Origin of the sequence: Streptosporangium sp. NPDC004379, assembly GCF_042873875.1 — a bacterium.
In the GTDB taxonomy this organism is placed as follows: Bacteria; Actinomycetota; Actinomycetes; order Streptosporangiales; family Streptosporangiaceae; genus Streptosporangium.
Map to the genome: position 1 here is coordinate 211814 of NZ_JBIAMC010000010.1, position 17680 is coordinate 229493.

Below are 17680 nucleotides of genomic sequence, written 5' to 3' on the forward strand. Positions count from 1 at the left end.
GCGGGATCTCCACCGGGCGGGACGCCGCCGTCCGCCCCGGCCCGGCCCCTCCGCCGCGAGAGGCCCGGCCGGGGCGGACGAGGAACCCCGCCCACCACCACGAGGGAACGACCATGGGCAAGTTGATCAACCCGGCGACCGGCGGGCTCCTGCGGGAGGTCGCCGACACCCCCGTCGCGGAGGTGGCCGCCGCCGTACGGCGGGCGCGGGCCGCGTTCGCGGAGTGGGGCGAGGCCACCCCGGCGGAGCGGGCGAAGGTGCTGCTGCGCCTGGCCGACCTCGTCGAGGCCGACGCCGAGGAGCTCACCCGGCTGGAGGTCGCCGAGACCGGCAAGCCCGCGGCGGTGTTCCGCGACGGCGAACTGCCGTTCGCGGCCGACAACCTCCGTTTCTTCGCCGGCGCGGCCCGCTCCCTGGACGGCACCGGGGCGGGGGTGTTCAGCTCCGGCTACACCTCGGTGATGGTCCGCCGCCCGGTCGGCGTGGTCGCGTCGATCTCCCCGTGGAACTTCCCCCTCGTGATGGCGGTGTGGAAGATCGGCCCCGCCCTGGCCGCGGGCAACGGCGTGGTCATCAAGCCCGCGCCGCAGACGCCGGGCACCACACTGCGGCTGGCCGAGCTGTTCGCCCGGGCCGGAGCGCCCGAGGGACTGCTCCAGGTCGTCCTCGGCGACGCCGAGGTGGGCGGGGCGCTGGTCGGCGACCCGGGCGTGGACATGGTGAGCGTCACCGGCTCCACCGAGACCGGCCGCGCCGTCATGCGCGGGGCGGCCGGCTCGCTCAAGCGGGTCCACCTGGAGCTCGGCGGCAAGGCCCCGGCGCTGGTCTTCGGCGACGCCGACCTGACCGAGATGGCGCGCGGGGTGGCCATGGGCGCCACCTACAACAGCGGGCAGGACTGCACGGCCGCGACCCGCGTCTACGTCTCCCGCGAGGTGTACGGCGAGGCCGTCGAGGCGCTCCGCGCGACGCTCACGCGGGTCACGGTGGGCGACCCCTGGGACGACGCCACCGACATCGGCCCGCTGGTCTCCGCGGGGCACCGGGACCGGGTCCACGGGTTCGTCGAGCGGGCGGTCGCCGAGGGCGCCTCGGTGCTCTGCGGCGGCGCGCCCCTCGACGGTCCCGGCTCCTACTACCCGCCGACGCTCGTCGCCGGCGCCCGCCAGGACAGCGAGATCGTGCGGGGCGAGCTTTTCGGTCCGGTGCTGGTGGTTCTGCCCTTCGACGGCGAGGACGAGGCGGTCCGCCTGGCCAACGACACCCCCTACGGCCTGGCCTCGTCGGTCTGGTCACGGGACGTGGCCCGGGCGCTGCGCGTGTCGCACCGGCTCGACGTGGGCGTGACGTGGGTCAACGACCACCTGCCGATCGCCTCGGAGGCGCCGCACGGCGGGGTCAAGCAGAGCGGCTTCGGCAAGGACATGAGCCAGGAGGCCGTTCAGGAGTATTCGGTCACCCGCCACCTTATGATCAAGCATCAGGACCCCGAGGCCAGGGCCTCTTTCCGGCCCGCATGACAGCCTGGTGTTATGTCCTTTTTATGGCGGTTTGACGATATTTACGCCATTCGAAGTGAAATAAAGGATGTGTTCAAATTGTCTGCGCCGCATCCGAATCCGGCGAGGGGTTACGTAGGCCAGTGAAGACAAAAGACCGCCGGAGCCGCCGCGCGCCGAACGCCGGGAGCAGACTGCTGCCGTCGAACTGGCGAGTACGCCCGCGACTGGTCGCTCTGATCATGCTTCCCACGGCCGCCGCCGTGCTGCTGGGCGGGCTCCAGCTCTCCGGTTCGCTGTCCGGCGCGAACACGTACCGCAGGATGACCGAGGTCGCCGCGCTCGTCGACAAGCTCGGCACCCTGTCCTACGAGCTGGCCGAGGAGCGCGACCTCACCTCCTGGTACATCGCCGACCGCCGCAACAGCCGCAGGCTCGCCAAGGTCCGGGAGCAGCGCGAGGAGGTCGACCGTACCCGCGCCGACGTGCTCGCCGCGATCGACGCCCTCAGCCCCGACCAGCCGGCCCGCGTCCGCGCCGAGACGACGCGGATGCGCAACTGGCTGCGCGGCCTCCCCGGCCTGCGCAAGCCGCTCACCGAGGGCGGCGTCCTGCCGCGAGCGGCCCTCGACATGTACTCGGACATGATCGACGACCTGACCACCCTCTACGACGACCTCGGCCGGAGCGGCGGCGACGAGCGCCTGATCGGTGACGCGCTCGCGCTGGGCGCGCTGACCCAGGCCAGGGAGCAGTCGTCCCGGCTGCGCGGCATCCTGCTCGTCGGCCGCATCGAGGGACGCTTCGACTTCGACGACCCGGCGCAGTTCCTGGGCGCCTGGCAGGACCAGCTGAACCAGGTGGCCGCCTTCCGCGCGGCCGCCTCGCCCACCGACATCAAGCGCTTCGACAACGCCACCGACACCGTCAAGGCCGCCCGGGCCGACGCCTCGCGCGCCCTGGTCATGTCCCGGATGCGGGAGAACCGCGGTCTGCCGCGGACGCTGCGCATCAACGACTGGTTCGACACCTCCTCGGCGCTGGTGGACGGCATGCGCACGGTCGAGCGCGGAATGTCCACGGCCGTCGTCGCCCGAAGCCAGGAGCTGGAGGCCGCCGAGCGGCGCAGCGCCATCATCTTCGGCGCCGCGATCGCCGTCCTGCTGGTCCTGATCCTGCTGATCACCGCCTGGGTGGCCGGCACGCTGGTGCGGCCGCTGCGCAGGCTGCGGTCCGAGGCGCTGGAGGTGGCCGACACCCGGCTGCCCGAGACGGTCCGCACGCTGCGCGAGTCCGGCGACCACGCCCCGGACGTCGAGGTGCCCTCCATCGGGGTGGTCTCCCGCGACGAGATCGGGGAAGTGGCACGGGCGTTCGACGAGGTCCACCGCGAGGCGATCCGGCTGGCGGGCGACGAGGCCCGGCTGCGGAGCAACGTCAACTCGATGTTCGTCAACCTCTCCCGGCGCACCCAGTCGCTCGTGGAGCGGCAGATCGACCTCATCGACGACCTGGAGCAGGGCGAGCAGGACGAGGGCCGGCTCGCCAACCTCTTCAAGCTCGACCACCTGGCCACCCGCATGCGCCGCAACTCCGAGAACCTGCTGGTCCTCGCGGGTCAGGAGCAGAGCCGCCGGTGGAGCGAGCCGGTCCCGCTGAGCGACGTGGTCCGCGCCTCCCTCTCGGAGGTCGAGAACTACGAGCGTGTGGCGCTGCGGGTCGAGGGCGGCATCTCGATCATCGGCTCGGCCGTCAACGACATCGTCCACCTGATCGCCGAGCTGGTCGAGAACGCCATCTTCTTCTCGCCGCAGGACACCAAGATCACGGTGGGCGGCAACGTCAACGAGACGGGCGCCGTCATCCTGGCGGTCACCGACGCCGGCATCGGCATGAGCGACGAGGAACTCGGCGAGGCCAACCGCAGGCTGGCCGAGCCCCCCGCCGTGGACCTGTCGGTGTCCCGCCGGATGGGCCTGTTCGTGGTCGGCCGCCTGGCCATGCGCCACGGCATCCGCGTCCAGCTCCGCAGCCCGGAGAGCGGCGGCCTGAGCGCCGTCGTCATGCTGCCCCCGCAGGTGGTGGCCCAGGGCTCGCCGGAGCTGGCCCTGACCGGTCCGGGCGCCTCCCAGTCGTCGTTCGCCGGCTCGTCCTTCTCCGACGCCTTCGGCGGAGCCTCGTTCGGCGGCACGCCCGCAGCCACGGACTCGTTCGGCGGCAGGTCCAACGCCGGTCCGTTCGGCGGCGCGCCCGCAGCCGCGGACCCGTTCGGCGGCGCGCCCGCCGGCGGCTCGTTCGACCGTTCCTCCTCGGTCTTCGGCTCGCCCGGGGACGACGGCCCCGACCCCTTCGGGTCCGGCTGGGGAGACTCCCCCCGCAGGCCCGCCGCGCCCGAGCGGCCCTCCACCCCGGAGCGGCCGCCGGCCGTCGCGCAGCCGCCCGCGGCCTCCCCGACGGCCGATCTGTGGTCGTCGCCCGTGGTCCCGGCCTCCGCGGTGGAGGACCTGTGGTCGTCGCCGCTGACGTCCGTACCGCCGGCCTTCCCGTCGGCGCGGCCCGACCCGGCGCCCGGGGAGACCTCCGGGCCCGGCCGGGGCGGGCCGGGACGGCCCGGGACCGGGCAGCCGTCCGGAACGCCCGCGGGTCCCTCGGCGCCCTCGCCGTCCTGGCCGGAGATGCCGCCCGCCGACCCCTGGACCCCGCCGCGCAGGGAGCCCGCGCAGAGCAGCCCGTCTCTGCCCGCGGTCGAGGTGTCGGCCACGGAGCCGGAGCCGGAGGAGTTCCTGCCGATCTTCGCGGCGGTGGGGTCCGACTGGTTCCGCAGCAGTGCCTCCGTCGAGCAGGCGGCCCCGCCCGACCTCGGCGACGCCCGCCCGGAGCCGGAGCCGGAGGCGGCGGCGGATCGTCGGCCGGAACCCTCCGTGGAGGAGCCGCTGCCCGTCCGGCAGCCCAGGCCGGTCGAGAGAGCGCCGTGGAGCAGCCCCGCGGACGAGGGCTGGGCCGCGGCCAAGGCGGCGAAGGAGCCGTCGCTGGGCGGGGTCACCGGCTCGGGCCTGCCCAAGCGGGTGCCGAAGGCCAACCTCGTCCCCGGATCCGCCACTCCCGCCCAGGCTTCGCCTCCGCCCATCCCTCCGCTCTCCGCGGAGCGGGTGCGCAGCCGACTTTCCAGTTTCCAGCAGGGCATCCGCCAGGGCCGTGCTGAGATGAACGAGCGGCTGAACGCCGCCGAAAGAGAGAAGCAGTGAACCACCAACTCAGTCAGGCCGCTCGGGGCTTCAATTGGCTGATCACCGAGTTCGTCAAGGAGATGCCCGGGGTCGCCCACGCCGTGATCGTCTCGGCGGACGGCCTCCCGCTGGCCTACTCCCAGGGATTCCCCAAGGACCGCGCCGACCAGCTCGCCGCGATCACCGCCGGCCTCATCAGCCTGACGCAGGGAGCCTCCCGGGTCTTCGAGGGCGGCCCGGTCGTCCAGACCGTGATCGAGATGCAGCGGGGCCTCCTGCTGACGATGTCGATCAGCGACGGGTCCGCGCTGGCCGTACTGGCCTCGCCGGACTGCGACATGGGCCTGGTGGCCTACCAGATGACGTTGCTGGCTGAGCGTGCCGGACAGGCGCTCACGCCCGCGCTGCGGGCCGAGCTCCAGTCGGCCCAGCGATAGGGAGGTGATATGGACGCACCAGGTTGGCGCGGCCAGGGAGACGATTCTCCCGCCCCGCCCCAGGCCAAGAGCGGGCGGAACCGGCTGATCCGCCCGTACGCTGTGACCGGTGGGAGAACCGCGCCCCGGATGCAGCTCGCGCTCGAGGCACTGGTCTCCTCGGCGACATTCGTGAGCGTGGATTCGGCTACGCTCTCCACGGAGTATCAGGCGATCATCTCGTTGTCCCAGCAGGTGCGCTCGGTCGCGGAGCTGTCGGCTCTGCTGCGCATGCCGCTGGGCGTCACCCGAGTCCTGATCGCGGACATGGCGGCCGAGGGCCTGGTGCAGATCCACCAGCCGTCGCTGGATGCCGGAAAGCCGGATCTCAACTTGCTTGAAAGGGTGCTCAGTGGGCTTCGCAGGCTCTGACGCCGGAATGACGTCAACGAAGATCGTCGTGGCCGGAGGATTCGGCGTCGGCAAGACGACCTTCGTCGGCGCGGTCTCCGAGATCATGCCGCTGACCACGGAAGCGGTGATGACGGAGGCCAGCGCGGAGGTCGACGACCTCTCGCACATCCCGACCAAGCGGACCACCACGGTGGCCATGGACTTCGGCCGGGTCTCGCTGGACCGTGACCTGATCCTGTACCTGTTCGGTACGCCGGGTCAGCACCGGTTCTGGTTCATGTGGGACGACCTCGTCAAGGGCGCCATCGGCGCGATCGTGCTGGTCGACACCCGGAGGCTGGCCGACAGCTTCCCGGCGATCGACTACTTCGAGGAGGCCGGGCTTCCCTTCGTCGTCGCCCTCAACGGCTTCAACGGCTCGCACATCCACGCCGAGGAGGAGGTGCGGGAGGCCCTGACGATCTCCCCGCACATCCCCGTCGTCCGGACCGACGCCCGGTCACGGGACGCGGTGAAGACGACCCTGATCACCCTGGTGGAGCACGTCCTCACACTGAGGGTCTGAACACCGAGGGGCTGACAACGGGGCAAGGGCCCCGTCCCCGCCGCCGGGCCGTACGGCTCCGCGGCGGGGACGGGGCCCTTGTCGTGACCCCGTGGAGCGGGGTCCGCGCCGGTTCCTTCGAACGGCTTCTCCGCCGGAGCCGGATCCTCGACGAGGGAGCCGGGCTCTCGGTGAGAGGGTTCGATCGCAAGGCTGAATCCTCCGTCAGGAGGATCCCTCTGCCCGGAGAGAGCCCCGACGTGGTCCCCGGACATCGGAGAGAGGGCTCCGGTCGCGGATGTTGAATCATTCTTCAAAATGTCTCTGGCTTTCGGCGCCCCCTTTCAGATTTCCGTTCCGCCCGCCGGAGCCGTTCCGGCGGGCCGCGCCCGCCGGTTTCCGGGGGTCGATTCTCCTGCCGTCCGGTGGAATCCGCCTCGCCCCGCCTCTCTCGACGGCCTTTTCGGGAAGTGCTTTCCCTGAGGGGAAGCCCGGATAAGGCATCGAAGTATGCTGTAGCCACAATTCGCGATCTTGACGGAAAATCGCCATGGATTTCCGGCGTGGGTGGAGGACGTATGCGGGTGTTGGTCGTCGGCGGAGGAATCGGTGGTCTCACCACGGCTCTCAGCCTGCACGCCGCGGGGATCGAATGCGTGGTCGCGGAGTCGGTGCGGGAATTGCGGCCTCTCGGGGTCGGAATCAATCTCCAGCCGCACGCGGTCAGGGAGCTGACCGAGCTCGGAATGGGCGACGAGCTCGCGGGCCTCGGCGTGCCCACCAGCTTCCAGACCTTCACCGACCGCTTCGGCAACACGATCCTGTCGCTGCCCAGGGGCAAGGCCGCCGGCTACCGATGGCCGCAGTACTCCGTGCACCGGGGCGCGCTGCAGATGTCACTGCTCGGCGCGGTGCGCGAGCGGCTCGGTCACGCGGCGGTCAGGACCGGCCTGACCTTTGAGAACCTCACCGAGGAGCGCGGAGGCGTCGTCGCCTCGTTGCGGGACGCGAGCACCGGCGGGCTCGTCGAGATCGGCGCCGACGTCCTGGTCGGCGCCGACGGCCTGCACTCGACCGTGCGCGCCCGGCTGCACCCGGACGAGGGGCCCCCGCTGTGGAGCGGAGTCCGGATGTGGCGGGGCATCACCGAGAGCCGCCCGTTCCTGGACGGCTCCACTCTGCTGATCGCCGGCTCCAACCACTCGTGCAAACTCGTCGCCTACCCCGTATCGCCGGATCGGACCCGGATCAACTGGGTCGCGGAGGTGAAGGTGGCCGAGGGCGGGACGGCTCCGGCCGCCGACTGGTCGCGGCGAGGGCGGCTGGAGGACGTGCTGCCGCACTTCGCGGACTGGAAACTTCCCTGGTTCGACGTGCCCGAGCTGCTGTCGAACGCCGGGCGGATCCTGGACTACCCCATGGTCGACAGGGAGCCGCTGCCATCGTGGGGACGGGGCAGGACGACCCTGCTGGGCGACGCCGCCCATCCGATGTACCCCGTGGGGTCCAACGGCGGCTCGCAGGCCGTTCTCGACGCGCGGGCGCTGGCGCGCTGCCTGGCCGCCGCGGGACCGGTCGACGGGCCGGCCGCGTACGAGGAGGAACGCAGGCCGGCCACCGCGCCGTTGGTCCTGGCCAACCGGGAGATGCCTATGGAGCGGACGATCCAGCTGGTCACCGAGCGGGCGCCCCTCGGCTTCGGCGACGTCTCCGAGGTGCTCACCCCGGCGGAGCTGGCGGAGATGGCCGCGGGGCATCGGCGTACCACCGACATGGACGTCGCCTTCCTCAACGGACGCCCCTCCTGGAACGCCGGCGGCCGGTGACGTGGGCCTCCACGTCACCGGCCGCCGCGCCGGACCGGTCAGGCGGGCAGTGCCTCGACGATGGAGGCCCCGCCGCCCAGCTCGATCTGGCGGCTGAACCGCAGGCCCGCCTTGGCCAGCAGTTCGCCGTAGTGCGAGAGGCCGCGCTCCATGCCCTCACCGAAGAGGGCGAGCATCCGCATGTCCAGGTCCTTGCTGATGTGAGGGGCGTCGTCGTCGGGCACGACGAACTCCACCAGCAGCACCCGGCCGTCCTCCGCCATGGCCTCCCTGACGTTGCGCAGGATCCGCGTCGCGTCCTCGTCCGACCAGTTGTGCACCACGCTGCCCAGCAGGTACGCGTCCGCCCCGGAGGGCACGGAGACGAAGAAGTCGCCGCCGACGAATTCGCATCGGTCTTCAAGACCGGCCTCGGCCATGAGCTGCCGCGCCCCGGGGACCACGTGCTCCAGGTCGAACAGCACGCCACGCGTATTTGAATGAGCGTTCAGGACGGCGGCCAGGATGTGTCCTTTGCCGCCGGCCACGTCCACCAGGGTCCGCACGCCGGAGAAGTCGTAGCGGGAGGCCACAGCCCGGGCGACCGGCCAGGCCCTGGACACCATGTAGTCGTCGAACAGCCGACCCACCTCGGGGTTGTCCCGGTATCGGGTGTACATCGGGCCGAAGCGCTCGACGAACGCCGACCGGCCGGTCCGGGTGGTCCGGGGGACGTTGCCCATGCCGTACCAGAAACCCTCCTCGGCGATCATCCGTACGGCGGGGCGCAGCGACTCGGGCGCGTCCTCGCGCAGGGTGGCGCCCACCTCGGTCAGCTCGTAGACACCGGGGGCCGTGGTCGCCACCACGCCCATGGCCGCGAGCTGGCGCAGCACCCTGCCGAGCGCGGCGGGGTCGGCCTGGCAGCGCAGCGCGAGCTCGTCGACGCTCAGCGGCCCCTCGTGCAGGTGGTCCGCGCAGCCCAGCTCCGCCATGGTGGCCAGGGCGGCGAAGCGGGAAACCCCGCCGATCGCGTCCCAGATCGGCGCCTGCGGGTCGTTCATCGAATACCTCCAGCGTGGGCCCCGCCTCCGGGCGGGGGAGACGCGGCGTGACGCCGCACGGAATGTTCTCGGACGCCTGCGCGGTCCGGTCCTCACGGCCGCCCCTCCTCGGCCGGGGCGGCCGGTTCTCACCGGGCGGAGGCCGACGGGCTCCGCATGCCACGGACGAGGCGGCCGACCTCGGCGCGCAGGTGCACGAAGTCGGGGTGCTCCCTGGTGGTGATCTGGTCACGTGGGCCGGGCAGATCCACCCGCAGGTCGCCGACGACCTCGGCGGGCGCTTTGGACAGGACCACGACACGGTCGCCGACGTAGACGCTCTCGTCGATGTCGTGGGTGATGAGCAGGATGGTCATGTTGTGGTGGCCGCGGACCCTCAGCGTGAGGTCCTCCAGATCCTCGCGGGTCTGGGCGTCCACCGAGCCGAAGGGCTCGTCCATCAGCAGCAGGGCGGGCCGGTAGGCGAGCGCGCGGGCGATGGACACCCGCTGCTGCATTCCGCCGGAGAGCTGCCACGGATACTTGGTGGCGGCGGCCTCCAGCCCGACCTGCGCCAGGGCCTCCGCGGCGGCCTCCGCACGCCCCTTCTTGTCCATTCCTCTGCGGCGCAGCGGAAGGGAGACGTTGTCGGCCACCGACATCCAGGGGAACAGCGAGCGGCTGTAGTCCTGGAAGACCACGGCCAGGTTGTCAGGCGTCCGCTCGACGGGGACGCCGTTCAGCGCGACCCGGCCACCGGTGGGGCGCAGGAGCCCGGCGATGGAGCGCAGCAGTGTCGACTTGCCGCACCCGGAGGGGCCGACGATGCACACCAGTTCGCCCTCCGCGACCGACAGGTCGACGCCGCCCAGGGCGTGGTGGGCGGACGGGCCCGTGCCGTAGGTGTGGGTCAGGTTCGAGATCTCAAGCACGGCAGGTCCTCAGCTCGTCTGCTTGGCGGTCCGGTGCCACGACAGGATGCGCCGTTCGGCCGTGAGGAACATCGCGTTCAACACATATCCCAGGACACCGAGTACGACGATGGTCCCCCACACGCCGGGCAGGTCGTAGGACCTCTGGGCGTCCAGGAGCTGGAAGCCGATCCCGTCGGTGCTGCCCACCAGTTCGGAGATGACCATCAGGATCAGCGCCAGGGAGAGGCTGACCCGCAGGCCGGCGAAGATGTTCGGCAGCGCCGAGGGCAGGACGACCCGCAGCAGGCGCCGGCCGCGCGTCAGACCGAACACCGCGGCGGTCTCCAGGTGCAGGCGGTCGACCTGCCGGGCGCCCTCGGCGGCGTTGATCAGGATCGGCCAGACGACGCCGAACGCGATCACGTTGATCTGCATCCGGGGGCCGATGGCGAACAGGGCCATGAAGAACGGCAGCAGCATGGGCGGGGGGATGGCGCGAGCGAACTGGATGAGCGGGTCGAGGAAACGGAAGAGCACCGGGGAACGGCCGATCGCCAGTCCCAGGGCCGTTCCGGCCACCCCGGCCAGCAGCCACCCGGCCAGCAGCCGGCCGATGCTCGCGGGGATGTTCGTCAGGGCCGCGTCGTTGAGCCACAGCCGCCCGGCCGGGCCGGTCAGCCACATCCGCTGTATTCCGGCGGCGATCTCGGTCGGCGGGGGGAAGGACAGGTCACCCGCGGCGCGGGCGGCCAGCTCCCAGCCGGCCAGGACGACCGGGACCGGCCACAGGTGGACGGCGGCGCGCAGCGGCCGGCTCATCGGGCCGTCCCCGTCCGGGCGGTGTGCCAGCGGAAGATCCGCCGCTCCACGAGGACCAGGAGCGCGTTGACGACGAAGCCGAGGATCCCGGCCCAGATCGCCGCGGCGATGATGTACTCCAGCGCGTCGGCGCTGCCGCCGGCCTCGATGACGAACGTCCCGATGCCGCTGGCGCCCCCGGCGAGCAGTTCCGCGCTGATCGCCACGATGAGCGCGATCGAGGCGGCCAGCCGTACCCCGGTGGCGATGAACGGTGCGGTGCTGGGCAGCGAGACCCGCCACAGCACGGCCAGCGGGCCGAACCCGAAGCTGCGAAGGGTCTCCTTGGCCAGCGGGTCGACGTCCTTGAGGCCGTACATGGTGTTGATCAGTACCGGCCAGCTCGCCGCGTAGACGATCAACATGACCTTCATGTCGGTCTTGTCAGAGAACAGCACCAGCGCCAGGGGGATCAGCGCGACCGAGGGGATCGGCCGCAGGAACTCCAGGATGGGGCGGAACGCCCGCTCCACCCGTGGCAGGGTGCCGAGCGCGAAGCCGAGAGGCACGGCGATCACGACGGTGAGCAGGAGGCCGGCGGCCCACGCGCCGATGGTCGAGACGACATCGGCGAGGAAGTCCCCCTCGGTGGCGAGTTCGGCGGCGCGGCCGAGCACGGTCGAGGCGAGCGGGAAGACGACCGGGCTGATCAGGCCGGTGCGGCCGGCGGCCTCCATGGCGCAGAACAGCCCTGCGACGCCGAGGGCGCCGCAGAGCAGTCTGCTGTCCAGCGGACGTCGGCCAATCACCCGAGGTTGCCCGGCAGGATGCTCTTGGCGTCGACCTTGCTCTTCAGGTAGCCCTGCTCCAGCATCAGGTCGGCCACGCGCTGGAGGCGGGTCTCGTCGAGGCTGGTCGGGAAGGAGCCCATGGTGATGACGGCGGCCGTGGCCGCGTCGATCTTGGTGTAGGTGGGCAGGATCTCCTCCACCACCTTGCGGTTGGAGGCCGCCAGCTTCTGGGCCTTGTCCAGCGCCCGCTGGAAGGCCGCCACCGTCTTGGGGTTCTCGTTCGCGAACTTCTCGGTGACCACCATGCCGGCGATGGGGAAGTCGGCGGTCGCGTCGACCATGGTGTCGGCGAGCTTACGGGCGCCGATCTTCTTCTGTGCCGCGGTCAGGTGCGGCTCGGTCATCCAGGCCGCGTCGACCACGCCCTGCTCCAGCTTCCCGGCCATGTCGGGGAAGGGGAACTCCACGAACTCGACGTCCTTGTCCGTCAGCCCGTAGGTCTTGAGAACGGAGGTCACCGCCAGGGTGCCGATGTTCTTGAGGCTGTTGACCGCGATCTTCTTCCCCTTGAGGCCGGCCGGGTTCTCGATCGTGGAGTCCTTGGGGACCATCAGGTTGAAGGCGTTCGGGGCCGCCTGGTACATGTCAGAGATGATCTTCAGCTTGTTGCCCGCCGACACCGCGAGGAAGGCCGAGACGTAGTTGGTCTGCGTGGAGTCCAGCGAGCCGCCCAGCAGGCCCTGCTGCGCCTGTGCGCCGCCCTGGACGGTCTCGATCTTGACGGTCAGGCCCTCCTGCTGGAAGAAGCCCTGCTTGTTGGCGATGTACAGCGAGGCCGCGTCAGGAATGGGGAGGGCACCGACGACCAGGTTGGTCTTCTCCAGCCCGCCGCCCGCGCTGGCGGCCTTGGTGTCGGTGTCCGAGCCGCCGCAGGCGCTGACACCGAGCGTCAGCGTGGCGACGAGTCCTGCGATGACCGCCCGGCTCGCGAGGCTGAACCTCATGGGTCTCCTTAGCTGCAACTGATCGCTCTCGCCGGACCCGCTGGGAGTTGTCGGACGGCATGGAGATGGTCCTGGGAGGCATGCGATCGCGGGGGGTATGCCGACCGCCGATCAGAGTAGCGGAGTAGATCAGCAAAATTACAAATACCGGTCCAAAGGACCGAAGCAGACATAGGCCAGCAGGTTTCGCCCTGATTACGAAACGTGGTCGCCACGGTTTACCCAGTGATCACCTTTTTGAGCATGGAGGGAAGGCCGTTCCGAGTTCTCTCCGGCTCTTCCCGCGTAAACCCAGAGTTACTGCCCGATTACCGACGTGATGCGTTGATTCAACCGATACGGCGTATTTTGTACTGTTGGCCGAACTCATCCGCCTGTGCTCCAATAACCCCTACCCCATGGATGCGTCTGCGTCACTCCCATCATTTAGGTGACGCGATCCCCCCCAAGTGGACGATCCGAGGAGAGGCAGCGGAGGCCAGTGAGGACAGCGTCAATTTCCGGCGAGCGCGAATCCAGGCCGGCGGCCACCCGGGGGTTCGACACACAGGAGGCGCCGCCGGGCGGCTCGGCTTCGGACTCCACGGGTGAGGAACCCGGCGGGCGGAGGGGCGGCAGGTTCGCCCTGAAGAACTGGCGCGTGCGCTCGCGGCTGATCGCGATCATCATCATCCCCACCGTGGCCGCGATCGTCCTCGGCGGGTTCCGGGTGGTCGGCTCGATCAACACCGCCGCCGAGTACGAACGTGTCCGCGTCGGCACCGAGCTCGCCGCCAAGCTGAGCGAACTCGCGGACTCCCTGCAGGCCGAACGGGACGTGTCCGCCAGATTCGTCGCGCAGGGGCGCGGCGGAGCGGCCAGGCAAGCGCTGCTGGAGAAGCAGTACCGGATCGTCGACGAGGCCGCCAAGAGTGTGCGGGACCGCATCGGGCTCATCCTCGACAGCGAGGACGCGGGAGGATTCGGCGAGCGGGGCAGGAACGAGCTCACCCAGATGCGCGGCCGCGTCGACGAACTCGCGAGCATGCGCAAGACCGCGACCGACACCCAGCTCCAGGCCGAGCCCACGATCGCCATGTACTCCCGGACGATCACCGACCTGCTGGCCCTGCATGACGAGATCGTCCAAGGCGTCACCGACTCCGACCTCGCGAGCGGCGCGCTCGCGTTCGGCGCCCTCACCAGGGCGAAGGAGCAGGTCTCGCTGGAGCGGGCGAACCTCGCGGTCGCCCTGGCCACCAGGGCGTTCACCCCCGGGACCCTGAACGCCCTGCTGGCGGCCCGTGCTCAGCGCGACAGCGAGCTCGCCACCTTCCGCGCCAAGGCGTCGCTGGCCCATCGCCAGCTTTACGACGACACCGTCAGCAGTCAGGAGAAGGACCGGGCCGCGGCCATGCGCGCACGCGCCCTGGTCCTCGGCCTCCGCAACGAACCGCTGGTCCATGTCGACGTCTCCGGTGCGCGCGCGGGGGACCAGACCACCTGGTTCAACGCGTCGTCCGACGCCATAGGACGCATGCGCCAGGTCGAGAAGCAGGTGGCCGACTCCCTGATCGCGCGGAGCCGTGTCCTGCAGGAGACCGAGCAGCGCAGTGCGCTCATCACCGGTGCGCTGACCGGTTTGCTCCTCATCCTCGTGCTGATCATCACTTCGGTCATGGCGCGCTCACTGGTCAAACCGCTGCGCATGCTGCGCACCGAGGCCCTCTCGGTCGCCGGTCAGCGGCTGCCCGACACCGTGCAGCGGCTGCGGGAGAGCGGTGAGGGCGCCGCGTCCGCGGACGTCCCGCCGATCGGGGTCGACTCCGACGACGAGATCGGTGAGGTCGCCCGCGCGTTCGACGAGGTCCACCGTGAGGCCGTACGGCTGGCGGGCCAGGAGGCGACGCTGCGGAGCAACGTCAACGCGATGTTCGTCAACCTCTCCCGGCGTAGCCAGACCCTCGTCGAGCGTCAGCTCGCCCTCATCGAGAGCCTGGAGCAGGGCGAGCAGGACGAGGGCCGGCTGGGCAGCCTGTTCCGGCTCGACCACCTGGCCACCCGCATGCGCCGCAACAGCGAGAACCTCCTGGTCCTCGCCGGGCAGGAGCCCGCGCGCCGGTGGAGCCAGCCGGTCCCGCTGATCGACGTGGTCCGCGCCTCCCTGTCGGAGGTCGAGAACTACGAGCGGGTCGACCTGCGGATCTCCGGCGGCGTGTCCGTCACCGGCACGGCCGTCAACGACGTCGTCCACCTGATCGCCGAGCTCGTGGAGAACGCGATCTCCTTCTCCCCCCGGGAGACCAAGGTCGTCGTCTCCAGCAACCGTATCGACGGCGGCGGCCTGATGGTCTCCGTCACCGACATCGGCATCGGCATGACCCCGGACGAACTCGCGGAGGCCAACCACCGGCTGGCCAACCCGCCGGTGGTGGACGTCTCCGTCTCCCGCCGGATGGGCCTGTTCGTGGTCGGCCGGCTGGCCCTGCGGCACGGCGTCAGGGTGCAGCTGCGCCAGCAGGACAGCGGCGGCCTGACCGCGATGATCCTGCTGCCCGACTCGCTGGTCTCCCTGTCGGGCGTCCCGGCCAAGCCGGCGACCCCGGTGGACTGGGCCGCGTCCTCGGCGTCCCTGGAGCGGCCGGCGGTGATGGCCAGCCCGACCACGTTCGACACGGCGGCGCCGTCCTCGTTCTCCTCGTTCTCCTCCTTCGACGCCACCCAGCGGCAGCAGCCGCTCGGCTCGTTCGACTCCGCCTGGCAGTTCGGCTCGGCGGAGGCGCCGCGCTCCGCGCCGGGCGGAGACCCGGGCCGGGCGCCGCTGGACACCCCCTGGCCCGGCCACGTGCCGCCGCCCGGATCCGCCTCCGGATGGTCGGCGACCTCCCGGGCCGACGCGCCCGTGTGGCCCGAAGCCTCCGCGCGCGGCGGCGCGCCGGCGTGGCCGGACGCTCCGGCGCGCGGCGGCGACTCCGTCTGGTCCGACACCTCCGCGCGCGGCGGAGACTCGATCTGGTCCGACGCCCCGGTGCGCGGCGGAGACTCGGGCGCCTGGCCCGTCCCGCCCGCCCGGCCCGGAGACTCCGGCGGGTGGCCGCCGGCCGGAGCGGCCGGGCCGTTCGGCCGCCGCGGCCCGGAGGAGGCCGAGAACACCGGCCCGCTGCCGGCCGTCCAGGAGCCCTCGCCCATGGAGGAGGCGAAGGAGGAGTTCCTGCCGATCTTCGCCGCGGTCGAGTCCGACTGGTTCAAGAAGGCCGAGCCCGTGGCGCAGAACCCCGGGCCCGCCCGCGAGCCGGCCCGCGAGCCCGAAGCCGCCGCCACGCCGGACGCCTGGTCCTCGCCCGCGGACGCGGGCTGGCAGGCGGCCAGGGCGGCGGCCGAGCCGACGCTCGGCGGGCTCACCGGGTCCGGGCTGCCCAAGCGGGTGCCCAAGGCCAACCTCGTGCCCGGCACGGTCTCGCCCGACCTGGGCGCCCCGGCTCCCGCTCCCGCGCCCAGGCCCGCCGTCTCCCCCGAAGCGGTGCGCAACAGGCTCGCGAGCTTCCAGAAGGGCGTACGGCAGGGCCGCGCGGCGGCCAGGGGCGAAGCCGGCGAGGACAGGCCGTATCCGGACTTCGGCCGGGATGTTGAAGCTAATGAGGAGGACCGGTGAGCGAGCTCATCAAGGTCGTCGAGGAGGATGACACGTGCGTGAAATGAGCCAGGCCGCCCGGGGGGTCAATTGGCTGATCACCGACTTCGTGACCAACGTGCCGGGCGTGGCGCACACGGTCGTCGTCTCGTCCGACGGACTGCCGCTGGCGTACTCCGACGGCTTCCCCCGGGACCGGGCGGACCAGCTGGCGGCGGTCGCGGCCGGCCTCATCAGCCTGACCCAGGGCGCCTCCAGGGTCTTCGAGGGCGGCGCGGTCACCCAGACGGTGGTGGAGATGCAGCGTGGGCTGCTCCTCATCATGTCGATCAGCGACGGCTCGTGCCTCGCCGTGCTGGCCGCCGCGGACTGTGACATGGGGTTGGTGGCCTACCAGATGACCCTGCTGGTGGAGCGCGCCGGGCAGGTGCTGACACCCGCCGTGCGCGCCGAACTCCAAGCAGCCCACCCACGGTGATGACGACGACCCCAGGAGGATGCCGTGGCAAGCCGGGACTGGCCGGGTGACGGGGGCCCGCTGAGCGGGCCGCCTTCCTGGTCGATGGACGACCCCCACCGGTCGCATGGGTGGCCGGCGGACGACCCCCACCGGTCACAGGGATGGCCGGCGGACGATCCCCACCGGTCACAGGGGGTGCCCTCGCACGTCGTGCAGCCCCCGCCGGGAGAGCAGAGCTCCCTGGTGCGCCCGTACGCGATGACCGGGGGGCGGACCGCCCCCCGCATCCAGCTCGCCATGGAGGCCCTGGTCTCCTCGGCCACATCCGCACATCATGATCTGTCCAACCGCACCCCGGAGTATCAGGCGATCAGCGCGCTGTGCCGGCAGGTGCGTTCGGTCGCTGAGATCTCCGCGATGCTCCGCATCTCCCTCGGCGTCACCCGGATCCTCGTCGCCGACATGGCGGCCGAGGGTCTGGTGCAGCTGCACCAGCCGCAGCTCGACGCGGGCAAGCCGGATCTCAACCTGCTGGAAAGGGTGCTCAGTGGACTTCGCAGGCTCTAACCCCGGCGGCCTGACCTCGACGAAGATCGTCGTCGCCGGCGGGTTCGGTGTGGGCAAGACCACGTTCGTGGGGTCGGTCTCGGAGATCCTCCCGCTGACCACCGAGGCGGTGATGACCGACGCCAGCGCCGGCATCGACGACCTCGGGCTCACTCCCAACAAGACCACCACCACGGTGGCCATGGACTTCGGGCGGGTCTCGCTGGACCGTGACCTGATCCTGTACCTGTTCGGTACGCCGGGTCAGCACCGGTTCTGGTTCATGTGGGACGACCTCGTCAAGGGCGCCATCGGCGCGGTCGTGCTGGTCGACACCCGGAGGCTGGCCGACTGCTTCCCGGCGATCGACTACTTCGAGGAGGCGGGACTGCCCTTCGTCGTGGCGATCAACGGCTGGGACGGCGGCTACCCGCACGGTGAGGAGGAGGTGCGCGAGGCGCTGACACTGGCCCCGCACATCCCCATCTCGCGGACCGACGCCCGGTCGCGTGACGCGGTGAAGAGCACGCTCATCACGCTGGTCGAGCACGCGCTCACCACGCGGATGGCCGTCCCCGGCTGGGGGCGCTGAGCTCCGGGGCGTCAGTC

General features: G+C 71.2%; 15 protein-coding genes. 10 read left to right on the forward strand and 5 right to left on the reverse strand.

The window, feature by feature from the left end; all coding sequences use genetic code 11:
• Positions 1–113: 113 nt before the first annotated feature.
• The 6 genes from ACFYSC_RS22820 to ACFYSC_RS22845 all read left to right on the forward strand — a co-directional run bounded on the left by ACFYSC_RS22820 (position 114) and on the right by ACFYSC_RS22845 (position 7926).
• The gene (locus tag ACFYSC_RS22820; RefSeq protein WP_389964974.1) at positions 114–1520 is read left to right on the forward strand and encodes an aminobutyraldehyde dehydrogenase; all 1407 of its coding nucleotides are present in this window, start codon (positions 114–116) and stop codon (positions 1518–1520) included.
• A 122-nt stretch (positions 1521–1642) separates the two neighbouring features.
• Positions 1643–4744 (forward strand): nitrate- and nitrite sensing domain-containing protein, encoded by a 3102-nt coding sequence (locus ACFYSC_RS22825; RefSeq protein ID WP_389964977.1) that lies wholly within the window; start codon positions 1643–1645, stop codon positions 4742–4744.
• Positions 4741–5163: a roadblock/LC7 domain-containing protein gene (locus tag ACFYSC_RS22830; protein WP_179819103.1), complete on the forward strand. Its 423-nt coding sequence runs from the start codon at positions 4741–4743 to the stop codon at positions 5161–5163. The genes ACFYSC_RS22825 and ACFYSC_RS22830 overlap by 4 nt, the downstream gene beginning before the upstream one ends.
• 129 nt (positions 5164–5292) lie before the next feature.
• Positions 5293–5574 (forward strand): DUF742 domain-containing protein, encoded by a 282-nt coding sequence (locus tag ACFYSC_RS22835; RefSeq protein ID WP_373287382.1) that lies wholly within the window; start codon positions 5293–5295, stop codon positions 5572–5574.
• A 7-nt stretch (positions 5575–5581) separates the two neighbouring features.
• Positions 5582–6121 (forward strand): ATP/GTP-binding protein, encoded by a 540-nt coding sequence (locus ACFYSC_RS22840; protein ID WP_362930698.1) that lies wholly within the window; start codon positions 5582–5584, stop codon positions 6119–6121.
• Between the two features lie 557 nt (positions 6122–6678).
• Positions 6679–7926, forward strand: coding sequence for a flavin-dependent oxidoreductase (locus ACFYSC_RS22845; RefSeq protein ID WP_389964982.1), 1248 nt, complete (start codon positions 6679–6681; stop codon positions 7924–7926).
• A gap of 38 nt (positions 7927–7964) precedes the next feature.
• Here ACFYSC_RS22845 and ACFYSC_RS22850 read toward each other — a convergent pair whose 3' ends face one another.
• The 5 genes from ACFYSC_RS22850 to ACFYSC_RS22870 form a co-directional block, all read right to left on the reverse strand.
• On the reverse strand, positions 7965–8969 hold the full coding sequence (locus tag ACFYSC_RS22850) for a methyltransferase (protein ID WP_389964985.1): 1005 nt from the start codon (positions 8967–8969) through the stop codon (positions 7965–7967).
• Between the two features lie 128 nt (positions 8970–9097).
• Complete coding sequence (locus ACFYSC_RS22855; RefSeq protein ID WP_389964988.1) at positions 9098–9880, reverse strand: ABC transporter ATP-binding protein; 783 nt, start codon at positions 9878–9880, stop codon at positions 9098–9100.
• Between the two features lie 9 nt (positions 9881–9889).
• Complete coding sequence (locus tag ACFYSC_RS22860) at positions 9890–10681, reverse strand: ABC transporter permease (protein WP_389964991.1); 792 nt, start codon at positions 10679–10681, stop codon at positions 9890–9892.
• Positions 10678–11469, reverse strand: coding sequence for an ABC transporter permease (locus ACFYSC_RS22865; RefSeq protein WP_389964994.1), 792 nt, complete (start codon positions 11467–11469; stop codon positions 10678–10680). Before ACFYSC_RS22865 ends, ACFYSC_RS22860 begins: the two co-directional genes overlap by 4 nt.
• Positions 11466–12455 carry an ABC transporter substrate-binding protein gene (locus ACFYSC_RS22870; protein WP_389964997.1) on the reverse strand — a complete coding sequence of 330 codons (990 nt, stop codon included), beginning with the start codon at positions 12453–12455 and terminating at the stop codon, positions 11466–11468. The genes ACFYSC_RS22865 and ACFYSC_RS22870 overlap by 4 nt, the downstream gene beginning before the upstream one ends.
• Before the next feature lie 640 nt (positions 12456–13095).
• Here ACFYSC_RS22870 and ACFYSC_RS22875 point away from each other — a divergent pair.
• The 4 genes from ACFYSC_RS22875 to ACFYSC_RS22890 all read left to right on the forward strand — a co-directional run bounded on the left by ACFYSC_RS22875 (position 13096) and on the right by ACFYSC_RS22890 (position 17663).
• A complete protein-coding gene (locus ACFYSC_RS22875; protein ID WP_389965000.1) occupies positions 13096–16086 on the forward strand; it encodes a nitrate- and nitrite sensing domain-containing protein in 2991 nt (996 codons plus the stop codon).
• A 43-nt stretch (positions 16087–16129) separates the two neighbouring features.
• Positions 16130–16543, forward strand: coding sequence for a roadblock/LC7 domain-containing protein (locus ACFYSC_RS22880; RefSeq protein WP_389965201.1), 414 nt, complete (start codon positions 16130–16132; stop codon positions 16541–16543).
• A 240-nt stretch (positions 16544–16783) separates the two neighbouring features.
• Positions 16784–17092: a DUF742 domain-containing protein gene (locus tag ACFYSC_RS22885; RefSeq protein ID WP_389965204.1), complete on the forward strand. Its 309-nt coding sequence runs from the start codon at positions 16784–16786 to the stop codon at positions 17090–17092.
• Between the two features lie 10 nt (positions 17093–17102).
• A complete protein-coding gene (locus ACFYSC_RS22890) occupies positions 17103–17663 on the forward strand; it encodes an ATP/GTP-binding protein (RefSeq protein ID WP_389965206.1) in 561 nt (186 codons plus the stop codon).
• Positions 17664–17680: the final 17 nt, after the last annotated feature.